This window comes from Pseudomonas sp. 05N433 (genome assembly GCF_056396925.1).
In genome coordinates this window covers 80680-98016 of record NZ_JBFTML010000001.1, presented here as the reverse complement: position 1 = coordinate 98016, position 17337 = coordinate 80680, and the positions used below count along the sequence as shown (strand labels likewise).

At 60.5% G+C, this 17337-nt stretch carries 12 protein-coding genes; 5 read left to right on the top strand and 7 right to left on the bottom strand.

What is annotated here, in order from left to right; genetic code table 11:
* Positions 1 to 9 precede the first annotated feature (9 nt).
* From AC1DIS_RS00430 to AC1DIS_RS00405, 6 genes are all read right to left on the bottom strand, one after another.
* A complete protein-coding gene (locus tag AC1DIS_RS00430; RefSeq protein ID WP_477744183.1) occupies positions 10 to 489 on the bottom strand; it encodes a copper chaperone PCu(A)C in 480 nt (159 codons plus the stop codon).
* 48 nt (positions 490 to 537) lie between these two features.
* Positions 538 to 936 (bottom strand): DUF2946 domain-containing protein, encoded by a 399-nt coding sequence (locus AC1DIS_RS00425; RefSeq protein WP_018928437.1) that lies wholly within the window; start codon positions 934 to 936, stop codon positions 538 to 540.
* Positions 937 to 984: 48 nt separating this feature from the next.
* Positions 985 to 1296 carry a hypothetical protein gene (locus tag AC1DIS_RS00420; RefSeq protein ID WP_018928436.1) on the bottom strand — a complete coding sequence of 104 codons (312 nt, stop codon included), beginning with the start codon at positions 1294 to 1296 and terminating at the stop codon, positions 985 to 987.
* 253 nt (positions 1297 to 1549) lie between these two features.
* Positions 1550 to 2272 carry a cobalt-precorrin-6A reductase gene (locus AC1DIS_RS00415; RefSeq protein ID WP_064616053.1) on the bottom strand — a complete coding sequence of 241 codons (723 nt, stop codon included), beginning with the start codon at positions 2270 to 2272 and terminating at the stop codon, positions 1550 to 1552.
* Positions 2269 to 3366, bottom strand: a complete 1098-nt coding sequence (locus tag AC1DIS_RS00410; protein WP_111455273.1) for a cobalt-precorrin-5B (C(1))-methyltransferase — start codon at positions 3364 to 3366, stop codon at positions 2269 to 2271. Before AC1DIS_RS00410 ends, AC1DIS_RS00415 begins: the two co-directional genes overlap by 4 nt.
* Complete coding sequence (locus tag AC1DIS_RS00405; RefSeq protein WP_019582259.1) at positions 3359 to 4570, bottom strand: bifunctional cobalt-precorrin-7 (C(5))-methyltransferase/cobalt-precorrin-6B (C(15))-methyltransferase; 1212 nt, start codon at positions 4568 to 4570, stop codon at positions 3359 to 3361. The genes AC1DIS_RS00410 and AC1DIS_RS00405 overlap by 8 nt, the downstream gene beginning before the upstream one ends.
* A gap of 143 nt (positions 4571 to 4713) precedes the next feature.
* Between AC1DIS_RS00405 and cobG the strand changes: the two genes are divergently transcribed.
* From cobG to AC1DIS_RS00380, 5 genes are all read left to right on the top strand, one after another.
* On the top strand, positions 4714 to 6015 hold the full coding sequence (gene cobG, locus AC1DIS_RS00400; RefSeq protein WP_477744182.1) for a precorrin-3B synthase: 1302 nt from the start codon (positions 4714 to 4716) through the stop codon (positions 6013 to 6015).
* Positions 6008 to 6634 (top strand): precorrin-8X methylmutase, encoded by a 627-nt coding sequence (locus tag AC1DIS_RS00395; RefSeq protein ID WP_007937188.1) that lies wholly within the window; start codon positions 6008 to 6010, stop codon positions 6632 to 6634. Before cobG ends, AC1DIS_RS00395 begins: the two co-directional genes overlap by 8 nt.
* Entirely contained in the window at positions 6634 to 7365 is a 732-nt protein-coding gene (locus AC1DIS_RS00390) for a precorrin-2 C(20)-methyltransferase (RefSeq protein WP_018928431.1), read from the top strand. The genes AC1DIS_RS00395 and AC1DIS_RS00390 overlap by 1 nt, the downstream gene beginning before the upstream one ends.
* A complete protein-coding gene (gene cobJ, locus AC1DIS_RS00385) occupies positions 7365 to 9065 on the top strand; it encodes a precorrin-3B C(17)-methyltransferase (RefSeq protein ID WP_477744181.1) in 1701 nt (566 codons plus the stop codon). Before AC1DIS_RS00390 ends, cobJ begins: the two co-directional genes overlap by 1 nt.
* A gap of 475 nt (positions 9066 to 9540) precedes the next feature.
* Positions 9541 to 16608, top strand: coding sequence for a TcdA/TcdB pore-forming domain-containing protein (locus AC1DIS_RS00380; protein WP_477748802.1), 7068 nt, complete (start codon positions 9541 to 9543; stop codon positions 16606 to 16608).
* 119 nt (positions 16609 to 16727) lie between these two features.
* Here the strand turns inward: AC1DIS_RS00380 and AC1DIS_RS00375 are convergent, their stop codons facing one another.
* A complete protein-coding gene (locus tag AC1DIS_RS00375; protein ID WP_018928428.1) occupies positions 16728 to 17324 on the bottom strand; it encodes a MarC family protein in 597 nt (198 codons plus the stop codon).
* Positions 17325 to 17337: the final 13 nt, after the last annotated feature.

Genomic DNA, 17337 nt, shown 5'->3' with positions numbered 1-17337 from the left:
CGGGGGCGATTACTGGGCGTGCATGTGCGCTTGCATGCTGTCCGGTGCCTTTTTCTGCACCGAGACCTCGACCGTTACATCACCGGACTTCTCGAAGTGCAGGGTCAGCGGGAAGCGCTTGCCGTCGCTCAACAGGCTGCGGTCTCTGAGCTCCAGCAGCATCACGTGGTATGCCATCGGGGCGAAGGTGACATCGCCGCCAGCCGGAATCTCGACGCTGGGCACTTGCTGCATTTTCATCAGATCGTTTTGCATCACATGTTCGTGCAACTCGGCCTTGCCGGATATTGGCGATCCGACGCTAAGCAGCCGATCAGCGGTTTTGCCGCTGTTGTGAATCACGAAATACGCCGCGACGGTGGGCGCGTTGGGCGGCAACTCCTGCGACCACGGATGGGCGATCTCAAGTTCGCCAACCTTGTATTCGTGGGCATTGGCAAAACAGGCAGGCAGCAGCAACACAGCCAGGACGATGAGTTTGTTCAACATGGCAGTTCTCCAGAACGATTCAAAACGCAGGTCAATTGCGAGACGGAATCACACCAGAGGGGAAGCGCGGGGGTTGAGACTCGGCCATTGCTGGCGCGGTGTCGGTGTGTCGAGCGTGGCAGGCGGCACGCTTCGATTGGCCTCGAATCGCGCGTAATACAACTGCGGCGCATGCCCCGGCAACGCCACCAACGGCGCGGAGCCCGAGCAACACCAGCAATGCTGCATGTTGGAATGATCGTCGTTCTGCGGGGCTTTCTGCTCGATGTCACCCAGGGAAATCGCCACCAGCTTCGTGCCGCTGGAAGAGCAGAAACTGCCCCACAACAACTGCTCGGCAGGAGATTTCGCCGTTTGCGCCATCGCTCCGGACATCGGCATGGCGAGCATGTTGAACAGCACTGCAAAGCAGGCGATCCAGGCAAATGCGAGCCGTTGTCGGGACATGGGGCAGATCCGTTTGAGTGGGCGATCAGGCGCGGCTATTTAGCCTGATCAGGGGCGATAAGTAAAAAGACCGCGTGCGGTGTGGTGTCGCAGCGAGTCAGTCAGCATATCGAGCAGCCGGCGTGCAAGCTCAGCCTCGCCGTTTTGAAAGAGTGTAGCGACTTCGACTCTTAATGCCTGAGCGAATTGAGGGTCACTTTGGATTCTTGCCCGGATTGTGTGTTTGACATCTCTGAGCGCTACACGATTGAAGCTTCCATCGCCCGGGTCTTCCTCTTCGCAGGCCTTGATGTAGTGCCACATATCGGCAGACGTCAGGAGAAACTCAGTGATATCGAAGCGAGTGAATTTTTCAGTCATCCGCCATTTCCCGTTACATGGGTGGGGCTTGAAATATGGGGGTTGGGTTGTGAGCCCACAAGTCAGTCGATTTGGATGATGTTGTGCGTTAGGTCCGATGGATATGTAGGGGATTGCGCATTTTCTGTAGCAGCTGCCGAAGGCTGCGTTCGGCTGCGTAGCGGTCGTGATCCCATGCGCCGCAGTCAACCTGGCAGACCGTGGTGTTTGATTTTACGACTGCTGCGCAGCCGAACGCAGTCTTCGGCAGCTGCTACCAGTTTTGTGTGAGGGCCGTTAAAACCTCAGTCACCGCCCCAAACTCCCGCTCAACCCCCGGCAACACCGGCCGCTTCAACACCAGCACCGGCACTCCACGTTCCCGCGCCACTTCCAGCTTCGGCTCGGTGGCGGTGCTGCCACTGTTCTTGCTGATCAGCACATCGATCTGCCGCCGCTCGAACAGCGCGCGTTCATCCTCGATCAGAAACGGCCCACGGGCGCCGATCACTTCGCAGCGCGCGTTGCCCGGATAAACGTCCAGTGCACGCAACGTCCAGAATTGCTCCGACGGGATTTCGTGCAGGTGCTGCAATGGCTCGCGACCGAGGGTGAACAGCGGTCGGCGAAAGGGTTTCAGCGCTTCGATCAGCTCGCCCCAGTCGCTGACTTCGCGCCAGTCATCTGCGGCTTGTGGCTGCCAGGCCGGACGGCGCAAGGCCCAACAGGCAATGCCGCTCAACTTCGCGGCGGTGGCGGCGTTGTGGCTGATGCGGGCCGCGTAGGGGTGGGTCGCATCCAGCAGCAGGTCAATGCCTTCGTCACGAATGAACTGCGCCAGACCTTCGGCGCCGCCATAGCCGCCAACGCGGACCTGACAGTTCAGATCCGTCGGCACCCGACCGACACCGGCCAGGCTGTAGATGTGCTCCGGCCCCAGGGTTCGGGCGATGGCCAATGCCTCAGTGACGCCGCCGAGCAACAACACGCGCTTCATTGAAAAACTCCCGCATGGCCGACAATCCCGCCCTGGCGATCGATGGCGAACACTTCGACCTGAACCTGCGCCGGCACCACGCTGCGGGCAAAGTCGAGGGCGTGCTGGCACACCGCGTCGCCGAGGGCGATCCCGGCGGCGCTGGCCATGGCCAAGGCTTGTTGACTGGTATTGGCATCGCGGATCGCCTGTTGCAACGCCGCATCGGCACCGACCGCCGCGGCCCATTCGGCCAGTTGCGGCAGGTCGATGCTTGAATGCCGACTGTGCAAATCCATGTGCCCGGCCGCCAGTTTACTGATCTTGCCGAAGCCGCCGCACAGGCTGAGTTTTTCCACAGGTACTTTACGCAAGTGCTTGAGCACCGCGCCGACGAAGTCGCCCATTTCGATCAGGGCGATTTCCGGCAAGTCGTAGACCCGGCGCATGGTGTCTTCGCTGGCGTTGCCAGTGCACGCGGCGATGTGCAGGTAACCGTTGGTTTTGGCGACGTCGATGCCCTGGTGGATCGAGGCAATGTAGGCGGCGCAGGAGAATGGCCGGACGATGCCGCTGGTGCCGAGGATCGACAAGCCGCCGAGAATGCCCAGCCGCGGGTTCATGGTCTTCAGCGCCAGGGCTTCGCCGTCCTCGACGTTTACCGTAACCTCGAAGCCGCCCTGGTAATTCAGTTCCTCGGCCAGCAACGTCAGGTGATCAGTGATCATCTTGCGCGGCACCGGGTTGATCGCCGGTTCGCCGACGTTCAGCACCAGCCCGGGCCGGGTGACGGTGCCGACGCCACGGCCGGCGCTGAAGCGGATACCCGGTTCGCTGTGCAGGCGCACCTGGGAAAACAGCAGGGCGCCGTGGGTCACGTCGGGGTCGTCGCCAGCGTCCTTGATCGTTCCGGCTTCGGCGCCGTCGTCCGTCAGTCGACAGAACTCCAGGCGCATCTGTACCCGTTTGCCTTTGGGCAGAATGATCTCGACGGCGTCCGCTTCCACGCCGCCGAGCAGCAGGCGGGCGGCCGCGAGGCTGGTGGCGGTGGCGCAGCTGCCGGTGGTCAGGCCGCTGCGCAGCGGGGCGGGTTGTTCGGCGGTTTCGTCACGCATCGAGGGGTTTCGTCACGTCCAGCAAGGTAATCGGCAGCGCCTGACGCCAGGTATCGAACTCGCCCAACGGTTGCGCCTGGGCGACGTGAATGCGGGTCAGCTCACCGCCATGCCGTTCACGCCAGGCCATCAAGGTCACTTCGCTTTGCAGTGTCACAGCATTGGCGATCAACCGGCCGCCGGGTTTGAGTTGCGCCCAGCAAGTATCGAGCACGCCTTCACGAGTGACGCCACCGCCGATGAAAATCGCGTCCGGACGTTCGAGTCCGCTCAGGGCTTGCGGCGCACTGCCGCGAATCAATTGCAGGCCGGGAACGCCCAGGGCATCGCGGTTGTGTTCAATCAACGCTTGCCGTCCCTCATCCGCTTCGATGGCCAGCGCTCGGCAACTCGGGTGAGCGCGCATCCATTCGATGCCGATCGAGCCGCTGCCGGCGCCGACGTCCCACAGCAGTTCGCCGGGGATCGGGGCGAGGCGAGAAAGGGTGATGGCGCGCACGTCGCGTTTAGTCAGTTGGCCGTCGTGCTGGAAGGCCGAATCCGGCAGGCCGGCCAGGCGCGACAGGCGCGGTGTGTTGGGTTCAGCGATGCATTCGATGGCGATCAGGTTCAGATCGGCGATCGCCGGGTCGCTCCAGTCGTTGGCAGCGCCCTCGATGCGCCGTTCGGCTTCGCCGCCCAGATGTTCCAGCACGGTCAGGCGACTCGGCCCGAAACCGCGCTCACGCAGCAGCGCCGCAATGGCCGCTGGACTCTGGCCGTCGTTGCTCAGCACCAGCAAACGCACACCACTGAACAAATGAGCGTTGAGCGCGGCGACGGGACGGGCGACCACCGACAGCGTCACCACATCCTGCAACGGCCAGCCCAGGCGAGCGGCCGCCAGTGACACGGAGGATGGGGCGGGCAGGATCAGCATTTCTGCGCCGGGCAGTTGCCGCGCCAGGCTGGCACCGACGCCAAAGAACATCGGGTCGCCGCTGGCCAGCACGCAAACCGGCTCGCCCCGCAGCGCCAATAGGGGTTCAAGGGAGAATGGACTGGGCCAGAGCTGGCGCTCGCCGCGAATGCACACGGGCAACAAATCCAGTTGCCGTTGGCCGCCGAATATCCGCGAAGCGCCCAGAAGGGCGCGACGGGCGTTCTTGCCCAGGCCCTTGAAGCCGTCTTCACCGATACCTACTACTGTCAGCCAGGGCGACATCTGCAGTCCTCAAAAAATGCCTCAAACGGGGTGTTCCGACGGGCAGGCTTTTCATGCCGTCGGACAAAGCAGGCATAATACCGCGCCTTCGCCTGCGAAGCGCCTTTCCCACACAGCCGGTCGCCCCTTTGAACGAACGCCCGATGTCCACCGCCTTACGCCCCTCGGCCTGCCCGGGGTTGCTGCGTATCGTCCCGGCACTGGATGGCGGCATCTGCCGGATCAAATTGAACGGCGGCTCGATCAGCGCGGTCCAGGCTGAAGCGGTGGCCAGCGCGGCCGAACGGTTTGCCGGGGGCGTGATCGAGGCGACCAACCGGGCCAACCTGCAGATTCGCGGAATTGGCAGTCAGCAGACGGCTTTGATCGACAGTCTGCTCGCCGCAGGGTTGGGGCCGCGTACCGCGGCGGGCGACGATGTGCGCAATCTGATGCTCAGCCCGTCTGCCGGGGTTGACCGGCACATGCTCTTCGACACGCATGCGCTGGCGGAGCAGATCCTCACGACGCTGCAAAGCCACGAACGTTTCCACGAACTCAGCGCCAAGTTTGCCGTGCAACTCGATGGCGGCGAGGCGTTGGCGATGCTCGAACACCCGCATGATCTGTGGTTGTCTGCTGCTGAGCGAAACGGCGAGCTGTTACTGGCGTTCGGTCTGGCGGGTTGCCCTACGGACAGGCCCGCAGGCGCGGTGTCACGCGAGCAGGGGCACGCACTGGTGGTAGCGGTGCTGGAGTTGTTTCTCGACCTGGCGCGTCCGGATCAAACACGAATGCGTCATTTGCTGGCCGAGTATCCACTCGCAGAGTTTCTCGCTCGCCTGGCCGAGCGTGTGCCCTTGAAGTCGATTACCGATTGGCAGCGTTCACTGAACCTGGACACTCTGCACATCGGCGCTCATCCGCAACGTGAAGCCGAATACGTCTATGTCGGCGCCGTACCGCCTTTGGGGCGGCTCGATCCCGTCATGCTCAGGGGCGTGGCGCAACTGGCGTGCGAATTCGGCGACGCGAGTCTGCGTTTCACTCCATGGCAAAGTCTGTTGCTGCCCAACGTTCGAAAAGAGCGGGCGCCTGAAGTGATTAGGCGTCTGGAGCAACTGGGCCTGCTATGTGACGCTGATCAGCCTGTGTCGCGGTTGATCGCCTGCACCGGTTCCGCTGGCTGCGGCAAGGGCCTGGCCGATACCAAGAGCGACGCCATGCAGTTGGCCGCGCTGTTGCAACGTCACGATCAAGCAGTGCATTTATCCGGCTGCCAGCGTTCCTGCGCCGCGGCCCATGTAGCACCGGTCACGCTGCTGGCTGTCGCCCCCGGTCACTACGACCTCTATTTTCGCGATGCAGGGCATCCGGGTTTCGGCGCCCTGCACGCACACAACCTTACTATTGAAGCGGTCGCAGCCTTGCTCGACGCCCGCTCACGGAGTTCCCTTGATGCTTGATTACATCCGCGACGGTCAGGAGATCTATCGCAACTCCTTCGCGATCATTCGCGCCGAGGCCAACCTTGCGCGTATTCCGGCCGATCTGGAGAAACTCGCCGTGCGGGTGATCCACGCCTGCGGCATGGTCGAGGCCATCGATGGTCTGCAATTTTCCGAAGGCGCCGGCAAGGCCGGGCGCGATGCGCTGGCGGCCGGTGCGCCGATTCTGTGCGACGCGCGGATGGTCAGCGAAGGCGTGACCCGTGCGCGTTTGCCGGCCAACAACCCGGTGATCTGCACCCTGCGCGACGACAGCGTGCCGGAGCTTGCCCGCGAGTTGGGCAATACCCGTTCCGCCGCCGCGCTGGAGCTGTGGCGCCCGCATCTGGAAGGCAGCGTGGTGGTGATCGGCAACGCACCGACCGCACTGTTTTATCTGTTGGAAATGCTCGATGCCGGCGCGCCGAAGCCGGCGCTGATCCTCGGCTTCCCGGTGGGCTTCGTCGGCGCCGCCGAATCCAAGGCGATGCTCGCGGCGGACAGCCGTGGTGTGCCTTTCGTCATCATGCAAGGCCGGCTGGGCGGTAGCGCCATGGCCGCCGCCGCCGTCAATGCCCTCGCCACGGAGATCGAATGATGCAGCAACCTGGACGTTTGATTGGCCTGGGCGTCGGCCCCGGTGATCCGGAACTGATTACCGTCAAAGCCTTGCGCCTGCTGCGCGAATCGCCAGTGGTGGCGTACTTCGTCGCCAAGGGCAAGAAGGGCAATGCATTCGGCATCATCGAAGCGCATCTGCAAGATCCACAAACCCTGCTGCCGCTGGTTTATCCGGTGACCACCGAAGCGCTGCCGGCACCGTTGTCGTATGAACAAGTGATCAGCGATTTCTACGATACGGCCGCTGAACAACTCGCCGCGCATCTGGACGCCGGCCGTGATGTGGCGGTGATCTGCGAAGGCGATCCGTTCTTCTACGGCTCCTACATGTACCTGCACGATCGACTGGCCGAGCGTTACGAAGCCGAAGTCGTGCCGGGTGTCTGCTCGATGCTTGGTGGCGCCTCGGTACTCGGTGCGCCGCTGGTGTATCGCAATCAGAGCCTGTCGGTGTTGTCCGGCGTGCTGCCCCACGAAGACCTCAAGCGTCGCCTGGCCGATGCCGATGCGGCAGTGATCATGAAACTGGGGCGTAACTTTCCCAAGGTCCGTCAGGTGCTCGAAGAACTCGGTCTGGCAGAGCGTGCGCTGTATGTGGAGCGCGCGACCATGGCCAACCAGAAAATCGTGCCGCTGGATCAGGTCGAGCCGATGTCCTCGCCGTATTTCTCGCTGATCATCGTTCCCGGCGAGCGGTGGCAAGGCTGATGACTCATTCCACGCCCGCAATCGTCATTCTCGGTCAAGGCAGTCTGGCCACTGCCCGCCGCATTCAACAGGTGTATCCGGCTGCGTTGATCCACGGCCTGGCCGGACGGGTCGAGGGTGCCGACCGCACTTATCCCGAATTCGGCGCGACCCTGCGCGAGCTGTATCAGCAGGACACGCCGATCATTGCCCTGTGCGCGGCGGGGATCGTTATTCGCACCCTGGCTGCGCTGTTGCTGGAAAAGGGCGCCGAACCGCCGGTGCTGGCCGTGGCCGAAGACGGCAGCGCGGTGGTGCCCTTGCTCGGTGGCCTCGGTGGAGTGAACGTCATGGCGCGCGAGATCGCTAGCGGGTTGCAGGTCGCTGCGGCGATCACCACCAGCGGCGAACTGCGCTTTGGCACCTGCCTGCTCAATCCGCCAAGCGGTTACGCCCTTGGCGATCTGGAACTGGGCAAGCGTTTTGTCTCTGATTTGCTCGCCGGGCACAGCGTGCGCATCGAAGGCGCGGCGCCGTGGCTGGAGCAGGCGCAGTTGGTGGAAGATCCGCTGGCGCAGCGTTCGATCCATGTCGGCAGCAACGTCCGTGAGGCAAGTGCCAATGAGCTGGTGATTTATCCGCGCAGTGTTGCGGTGGCGATTGGCGCCGCCGCAGATTTGCCGAGCACTGTTCGCGCGGCGTTACAGCAGGCGAACGTCGCGGTGCAGGCGCTGGCCTGCCTGGTGGCGCCTGACACTGAAATGGCCAGCCCGGTGTTGCATGAAGCGGCCGTTGCGCTGGGTGTGCCGCTGCGTTTTGTCGCGCCGGCGAGCGATATCGGCGCGTTGGCCCGTAGCGCGGTGCCCGAGGCGACGATCATCGCAACGGCAAACAATGTGGCTGTGGCCGTGACCGAACAGCCACTGGACCTCACGCAAGTCGGCCGCCCACGCGGGCGTCTGGCCGTGATCGGCCTCGGCCCGGGCGCCGCCGAACTGATGGTGCCGGCCGTCAAGGCCGAATTGGCCCGGGCCACCGATGTGCTCGGCTACGAAACCTACGTGCGCATGGCCGGTCCCTTCCGCGCGGATCAGGTGCTGCATTGCACCGACAACCGCGAAGAAATGCAGCGTGCCCGCCACGCCTTCGAACTGGCGGCCCGGGGCCGTTCGGTGATCGTGGTGTCCTCAGGCGACCCGGGCGTGTTCGCGATGGCGGCGGCGGTGCTTGAAGCCTTGCACGAGTCGAGTGACCCGGCCTGGCACACTGTCGAGCTGGAGATCCTGCCGGGCGTCTCCGCGTCGCTCGCCACCGCTGCCCAGGCCGGTGCGCCGCTGGGGCATGACTTCTGCGTGATGTCCCTGTCGGACAATCTCAAGCCGTGGTCGATCATCGAAAAGCGTCTGGACCTGGCCGCCGAAGCGGACCTGGCCCTGGCGTTCTATAACCCGATCTCACGTTCACGGCCATGGCAGCTGGGGCGTGCGCTGGAGATCGTCGCGCAGCATCGCAAACCTGAAACGCCGGTGGTGCTGGGGCGGGATATCGGCCGACCGGGACAGACCTTACGCACGACCACCTTGGGGGCGTTGACCCCGGATCAAGTGGACATGCGCACCATGGTGCTCGTCGGCTCTTCCACTACCTGCGCATTCCCTCGCGCGGAGGGCGGCGATTGGGTGTATACGCCACGCTGGTACGGTGAAAAACCGGCGTCCTGATAGCCAGCGGCCCTTCGGGGCCGCGGTCTTTTCCGTCACTTCACAGCACTGGAATCCCAGTGGTCGGGTTGGTTTTTTCCACGTTCGAACGTGTCGTCCTTTTCAGCGGCTGTCATGGGATTTGGCGCGGTTGCCTGTGGTCTTTTTTCTGTCGCTAATGTCTTGTTTTATTTATTCGGAAATATTAAATATTTTGCATTGTTGAGTGTGTGACAGGTTTGTTTGAAGTGGCAGTAGTTTAATGTTTGTTCGTGGTGTGTTAAGTAACTTTTGGTGTCGTTAGAGTGTGTTGTTAAATTTTTTTGTTTCTGCTTTATTGAAATTAATTGAATTTCTTCCTGTTTGAGCTTGCCTGTTTCAAGGCGTAGTTTTCAACTTCCAGGCCAAGACTTTAGATGCCCTGTTGTTTGAGTGTCTGTGCTTATTGGCTGGCCTATTCGTTGATAATTAAACCGACACAGTAAACGGGATACGCATGCACGATATTGAGCGCCGAAACAAGGATGGTTATGTTGATTTTGTCAGTCTTTTCAAACTGGCGGATCTTGAGCGCGGATTGTCGTCGCATAAAGACAGTCCGCACTACGAGGAACTATTGCGTTATTACTTTGCCTGTGTGGGGCTGCTGGAGTCGCCAAGACTGCTCGAACCGTTAGGGTTATTCAAACACACGCTGACACTGTTGCTGGGCAACAAGCGAGTCAAACGCAATCTTGATTCGCAGACGCCGGGCAATGCTGACGACACCGCGATGCAACTATCGCAGATACATGACGAAGTCGAACGGTATGAGTCGCGTCTTCGGTTCAGTGTGGAGCAGATGAACACAGTGGCGACGGAAGTTCCCAAGGTGTTGCATTTTGTCTGGCTCGGTGGCGGTCTCGGCGCCATTCAGCGCGATTACCTCAACCTATGGAAACAGGTGTTGGCCGAGCATGGCTACACCCTCAATCTCTGGTATGACAGTGATGCGCTGCTGGCATATCAAACCAACAAACTGATTGTCGACGCCGCCAAGGCGCATGCCCTGACGCAGGTCGCAGACAAAAGTATCTCCGAAGATGAACTGGCAACCCTGTACGAGGAGCGCGCTATTGTTCTGAAGCAACAGATGTACGCACACATCAATGCGGCAGTGGCAAACGGTGAATCAGCCGATGAGGCACGGATGGATTTGCTGACTCGGGCCTACGGCCAGGATGCGGCGAAGCTGCAAGCGTTGAAGGAAAGCAATCACCGCAGTGTGCAGGACATGAACGGTTTCCAATTGCGCGATCTTGATGCGGCCGAGGTGCCGTTGCAATTACAGGGCATCTACGAACAGGAAATGCGATTACGCGGCAATCTGGCGGCGGCGTCCGATGTGGTGCGTGTTGAAGTTCTGTTTGGCGAAGGTGGCATCTATGCCGATGTGGATAACCTGCCGCCGTTATCGAGAACGCTGGGCGGAGTCGATATCCACGGTTTGGGTTCCGATGCGCATTTGGGGATTTTGCAGTTATTGCTCAATGACAATCCTGAATGGATGCCTGGGCGTCGGGCATCCTCCAGTTACATCGAGACGATTCCCCCTGAGCATTTGCCGGCACTGGAGGCTTTTGTAAAAAGCCGGCCGGGCCTGAGTGAGGTATTTCAGCCACCGGCAGATCGGTTGGCCCGACCCTTTATGCTGCGAGCGGCGTCGGAAGGCAGTTCGATAACGAATGCATTTCTGATGGCGCATCCCCGCTCGACGATTCTGCAAACCGTGCTCGAGCGTTTCCGGTTCAACTATGAGGTGATAGAGGCTTCGAACCGGTTGGCCGCCCGACGAGGCGTTGCTTTGAGCGATGTTGATGCCATGGCACCGCTGGTGCAGGAAGTGGTGGAAGGAACGTATGGGCCGCTGATTGAGCTGTCGATGGAAGAGGAAATATTTGCAGGGTTTCTGATCGATGCCATTGCGACCTACTTTCGCGACGGCATTCGGCTTCAGAGCGAAGGGACTATCTACCTGACCGGCCCTGGAGCCGTGCGTGATGGCATGGCCGATTACGCAAGAGCCCACTTTACCCCCTCGGTGGCTGAGGCCGTGCGCAAGGAGGCCGCCATTGCGCGCTACACGTCGGTCAACCGCGCGACCGAAGAAGAACTGGACCATTCCTGGAAGGACAATGAAACCGACCCTGATAAATGGGTCAGTAATGAGCAGAAACGCTGGCAGGAAGGCCAATACAAGACCCGTTATAGCGGCGATATCGCGCAATTGCTCAAAGGCCCGACGATTGAGTTCGAGCAGGGCTGGCCGGTGATCGAAGAGCGGCCGGTGCTGCTGACCCACGTGCTGGAGCGTTTGGTCGAAGGGCTGGGCGAGCCGTTCATGGCGGCGATGAGTCGGGGACACACTGGCGCTATCCGCTTCGAAGATCCACTGCCGCTGAGTTTTGATGATCGCCAGGCCATTCGTAATAAGCCCCTCGAATCGCAAGCCCCTGCTTTCCTGAACGATGGGAAAAGCCACAACCCGGGTGTCGATGAAGTGCTGAGCGACATCGCCAATGGCACCCGTCACTTCGTCGAGACGACCCCCTTGCAGAGGCTGTCGCTGGGGGTGTTGTTGGGGATGGACTCACTGCATAACCAACGCTTTGTGGAGTTCACCGGTGAGCTGGACAATCTGGCCAACAGCATGGTCGGGCAGGGCGCTTCAGGCCGTTACGCCGTCATTGAGCGGCAACTGTACAAGCGCGAGGCACCGGGATTCATCGCCAGTCTGAACAGTGATTCAGAACCGGCGCCGAGGGCGGCCGGCAGCGCACTTGAACTGAAAAAGGCTGCATTGACACTGGCGCGGACGGCGGGCCAGTGGGGGCGCCATGTGGCGCAAATCCAGCAGGTGGCGACCCTTGAACATCGCATGCAGATCGTCGAGAAGGTGGGGCAGATACTCGACGAGATCGAAGCCAGCAGCATCAAACTGGTTCCCCAGGATCTGCTGCTGCGCAGCGGTGGCGAGGCGGTTGGTGGTCGGTGCTACCCGTTGACCCTGGTGATGAGCGCGGCACTGCTGCAGGACGACGTGGCCTCCCGGCAGTTGCGTGAACGTTTCTATCTGTCCGCCATCGATCCCGAGCAAGCTGATTCGGCAACCTTCCTTCAAGCGCTGGAAGAGCTGCGGGATGTGCAATTGAACGATGTAGGGGCACCGCTTGACCGCGCGGACCTGGATCAGGTCACTGCCGCTCTCGAGCAACATGAAGGCAGCCGCGCACTGATGCTTAACTCCGACAATCATTCGATGCTGGTGGCCAAGACCGTAGAGGGCGATCACACCACTTATCATTTTTACGACCCCAACTTCGCGTTGTTCGAGTTCGAGCAACCGGCCATGTTCAAGCGGGCGCTGGAATACTTTTTTCTGAAGCAAGGCATGGCACGGCATTACGCGGCCTATGGTTCGCAAGCCCGGCCGGAGTTTGACCTGATTGACCTGCATGGGGGAAAGGTGTCTGACTTGAAGCTGTCTGCCGGATTTGCCGTGGAGCAGCTACTGAAGTCCGAACCGTTGCCGGGAGCACCGCTGCGTCCGATTCGCCAGCGCCTGAACAGTGCCCGTGGGCAATCGCTGGTCAACAATTGGCATCTGGGCAGCAGTTTGCTGGAGCTCGATAGCCACTGGTGGGGACAGCAGATCGCACACGCCAGCGTCGGTTTGCAGGAGTTGCATGCGTCGGTAACGCCGCTGGTGCCGTTGTTCGAAACGCTGGAAATTACGCCCGAGGGTAAATATCGGGTGAGTCTGATCAATCCGTCAGACCCGGAACACGAGGTTCAGGTGATCAGCGGCGATCACCGTCTGTTGCGGATCAAGAATTGGCTGTCGGAACAGTTTTCGACCCTGGCGCGTAAACCGGCCGGGACGGGCGGTGTCGTGGATCCGACCGAGATCGGCAGTGTTCACACCCTCAACGCAGGGTTCGCCATTCAGGCGTTGATGAACGCGTTGCGTGGCCGGGAAGGGGAGGGCCGGACATTGACCACCGCCGTGCGCCTGCACGCTTACGTCAACTATGCCCAGTTGGTGCATGGCTCCGTCGTGGATGTGGTTGGCCTGGTGCAGTTGGTTCGCACCGCGTTGAGAGAAGAGAAAATCATCGCTCGTACTTGCGCTCCGGTCGTCGGCGAAGCTTTGGGGCATGCAGCCGGTGAAGGCGTCGGCGCCGTATTGGGGCTGGCCAATGTCGGCTTTGATATTTATCAGTTGTCGACGGCGCAAAACGAAGTCGAGAAGGCCCAGTTCGGTACTCAATTGACATTCGATACCGCCAGCCTGGCGCTCACGGCAGGCGGTATCGGTGCAGGACTGGCCGGCGCATCGACCGCCGCTGCGGTGCTCGGTGGCGCCGGGGTGATTCTTGGTGGCCTGGCCATTGGTGTTGCTGCACTGGCCCAAGGGTTTGCCAGCATCTTGCGAGACGCCGAGGAGGTCGGCAAGTTCTTCGACGACATGGATCGGGGGTATCGCTCGCACGGCTACCGGTTCGATCACACCGTTGGCGCCTGGGTCGTGCGGCCTTCGCTGATCGTCCAGCGCATAGATCTGGGTGCTGGCAAGTTGCTGCTCGACAGCCCGAAGCTGTTTCCACTGCACGACCACTTTGGAGTGCCGGGTTTCGATGTTGATTACACGCGAGCGATCAATATCCGCCAGGAATTGAACCTGCCCGGTCAAAAAGAATTTGCACCGCCCACAGGGCATGCCATTGTGCTGCCATGCACACCGCAAACCTTTTACGGCTATGAGTACAAGGCGCTGCCGTTCGCCTCCGCATTTCACGACCCTGGTTTTGACACGGCCCGGCGCCTTGAAAAAAAGCAAGCGGATGGTCAGCGGCTATTTCTGTTTACGTTCTATTCCTTTCCGTCGCATTACATCCTCCACCGCCTGAATCCGGTGTATCGCGAAACAGTCATCGAGGTGCAACTGGATGCGGTGGATCGTTCACTGGTGGTCCCCGTTTTGCCGGATGCCTGGCACGGCAAGCTGTCGTATGAGCTGACAGGCGCGGGGGGGAGCTGTTCATTGATGCTCAATCCCGGTGCAAGTATCCGTCTTGTCTCTCCAAGCCTGAAGCAATGCCGCTGGGTGTTGCAGGCAAGCTGGGCGAGTGAAAGTGACATCCGCATCGAGCCTTACGGCGAACTGTACATCGGTACTGTCCATGTGAAAATTTCCGGCAAAGGTCGTCATGAGGTGCTGATCCAGGTGGCGGATAAACAGTTGTTCAGCGTTGACCCTGGCAAACGCCAATTGGACATTCTCCAGCAGACAGCGCCTGAAGGACTCGATGAACAGGCATTGCTGGCGCACTACAAAGGCCTCGCGCAGGAGCATCGACTGGTATTGCCGTACACGCAGATCCATCGTTACCTGATTCCGTACGAGGCGCCGGACGAGCCCCGTTACACCAATGCCTGGTATGACTGCGCTGAAGATCGTTTCCTGTATATCCGCAACGAGACCGTCCTTGAGGCCGACGAGGCGCAGCTGTCGATGGTGGTCGAGGGTTCTGCTTATTTCTACCAACCGGAGGGCCACCAGATCTGGCAAGTCGATGCCGCCACAGGCTTGCTCAAGAATCGCTATCGCTTACTGCTAGAGGACAGCAAAGGCTCCATTCGCAGTATCGAAGCGGATGCTCATGGTGTGATTCATGTCGTGCAGGAGTACGTCACGGGCAATCAGGCCGCCAGGCAGTACCGTTACCTGATTCATGAAGGTCGATTGCTGTTGAGTTCCGTGACTCACGATATGGCGCGGGAACTGCAGGCGTTGGTGTTTGCCAGCGAAACGCTGGCCGACTGGTCATCGGTGTTCGGCAAGTATGTGTCTTTCAATCCTGTTCCTCAGCGGGACGGCTTCACAACGGTCGACTGGCAGCCGGCGCCTTACGTTTCGATCTGTTGGAAGTTTGACCCGGATCGGCGAGACATGGCGTGGGTTCGCAGTCGCGATCAGTTGCTCATTCATCCGCTGCCCCGACCTCAACACACGCGTGGCTGGGCCGATTCGATCAAGCACCTGAACGATCTGATGCTGTTGCCGATGGCCGACGACAGCGACATATTCTTCATTTACGACCGGCTCGCCCAGACCCTTTGCCGACTGCAACGGACCGTGACAGAGGACAAGGGACAATGGGCCCACCAATGGGTGCAGCCCGCCGGGCTCAAGCAGGTCGTGGCCGTCGAGAGCGGCTATGTGGCACTCGATGAGGAGGGGCTGTTTTTCAACCTGACCGCGCAAGGCGAGGTGCAGCTGGGCGGCCTGAGCGAGCAGTGGCTCAACGGCCGCGCCCAGTGGTGGCAGGCGCTGGAGCCGATTGCCGAGCGTTACCCAGGCAAAAATATTGCCATTGTCGGCCTGCGCAATTTCGCCGATAACGGCAACGTGGGTGCCTGGTATGTGAGTAACCGCCTGGTGCTGTGCGATCCGGGACTCGACAAGGAAATTCGCCTGCTTGGCGTTACCCCGGACAATCAGGCGGTCTGGCTGTTCGATCTGTCCAGCGGTGAAATCTGGAATCAGACGTTCATCGATCCGCAGCAACTTGATCAGGCATTCGGCACGGGCTCGCGATTGTTACTGGGCGACAGGTTGCCGGCTCATCAACCAGAGTGGGCGGATTGGCGTTTTGCCGACGTGACCATCGAGGGCGCCGGCTTGCGTGGGACAACCGTTGACGGCGTACTGCTCGAACTCCGCCATCAAGAGGTGGAGATCATCACTGGCGTCAGCCACGACTGGGTGAGCGCCCATGGCGAACACTTTATCGAAAGTCTCCAGGCGTTACTGGAAACGACGGAACATGCCGAATTTGTATCTGTGGAGTCCGAACCCGGCAGCTTGCAGTGGTATGCCGTCCAAAGCGCCCGGTTGATCCGGATTACCGGTAAGGATCTGCCCGCAGATTATTCGCTGCTGGGCACTCAAGGCCGGGTCAATGTGTTGCTGCATGAGGCCCGGGAAGGACGGGTGCGTGTGTATCCGGACAGGCGAAGCATCGGGCCGTTCGATTATGTCCAGCGCAACGCCGAAGTGCTGGTTGTCGAAGGAGAAAAGCCCCTGGGTGATCTCCTGCCGCTGATTCCCGATGACGTCAATACGTTGATTCTGCGATTGGGGCAGGGTGCCGTGACTTATCACCTGACGAAGGCTGTCTGGCTGAGGCTCGACTCAGTCATCGTCGACTGCCGGCACGCACTGGGTGAAGTGCCGGCCATTCCAGGCAAATTGATCTGGGCCTTCGATGATCCGCAAAGATTGCTGTTCGAGATTGTTCAGGAACATCTGGTCATCGTTGACCCGGACAGTGAGCACAGTCTGATCTTCCGTGATGTGTGTTCCGTCGACCCGGCATTGCGCGGTGATGTGTTCCTCGCGTTTGAAAAGCTGCAATCCCATCCGGTATCGATGTTCGTGGCGCGGTTGCGCGACAGGAAAGAAAAAAACGGCAGTGCAACGCTGCAGGAGTTGTTGGCGGAGCCGGCAGTCGCAGGATAAGCAGCGACTGGCGCCGGGTTCATGAAAAAAGGCCGCGAACGATTCCGTTCGCGGCCTTTGACATGATGGGGTCGGTGTGGCGATCACCACGTTCACGGGATGACGGAGTTGTTCGCCTATCAGGGCACCAGATAGCCTTTTACGCCGGTAAAGATGATCTGTGCTGCCAGCGCACAGACAAAAAGTCCCATCAAGCGACTGACGATTTGCAGGCCCTGATCGCCAAGAATCCGCTCGATACGGTTCGACAAGTAAAGCACCACCCCCACCGTGAAACTGGCCAGGGCAATGCTGAGGATCGCGGTGAGTTTGTCGTCCCAGTGCGGTTGGCTGACACCCATTACCAACAGCGCACCGATGGTGCCCGGGCCGACGGTCAGGGGGATGGTCAGCGGGACGATGGTCACGTCTTGCTGCACGTTGTCGGTTTGCACCACCGACTTACCCTGGGCCATGCCCAGCGCCGAGATGAATAGCACGCTGCCGGCGCCGATGCGAAATGCATCCACGGTAATGCCGAACACGTCAAATATCACCCTCCCGAACAGGTACAGCAAGACGCTGGAAACCAGTGTGGCAATTGCCACTTTCCAGGCCAGGCGACGTTGTTCCTTGCGCGAATAACCGCGGCTCAGACTGATGAAACAGGACAACACGAAGAACGGGCTGTAGAGCACCAGCATCTTCAGATAAACGCTGAATAACACGTGGAGCATAATATCGGCTCGC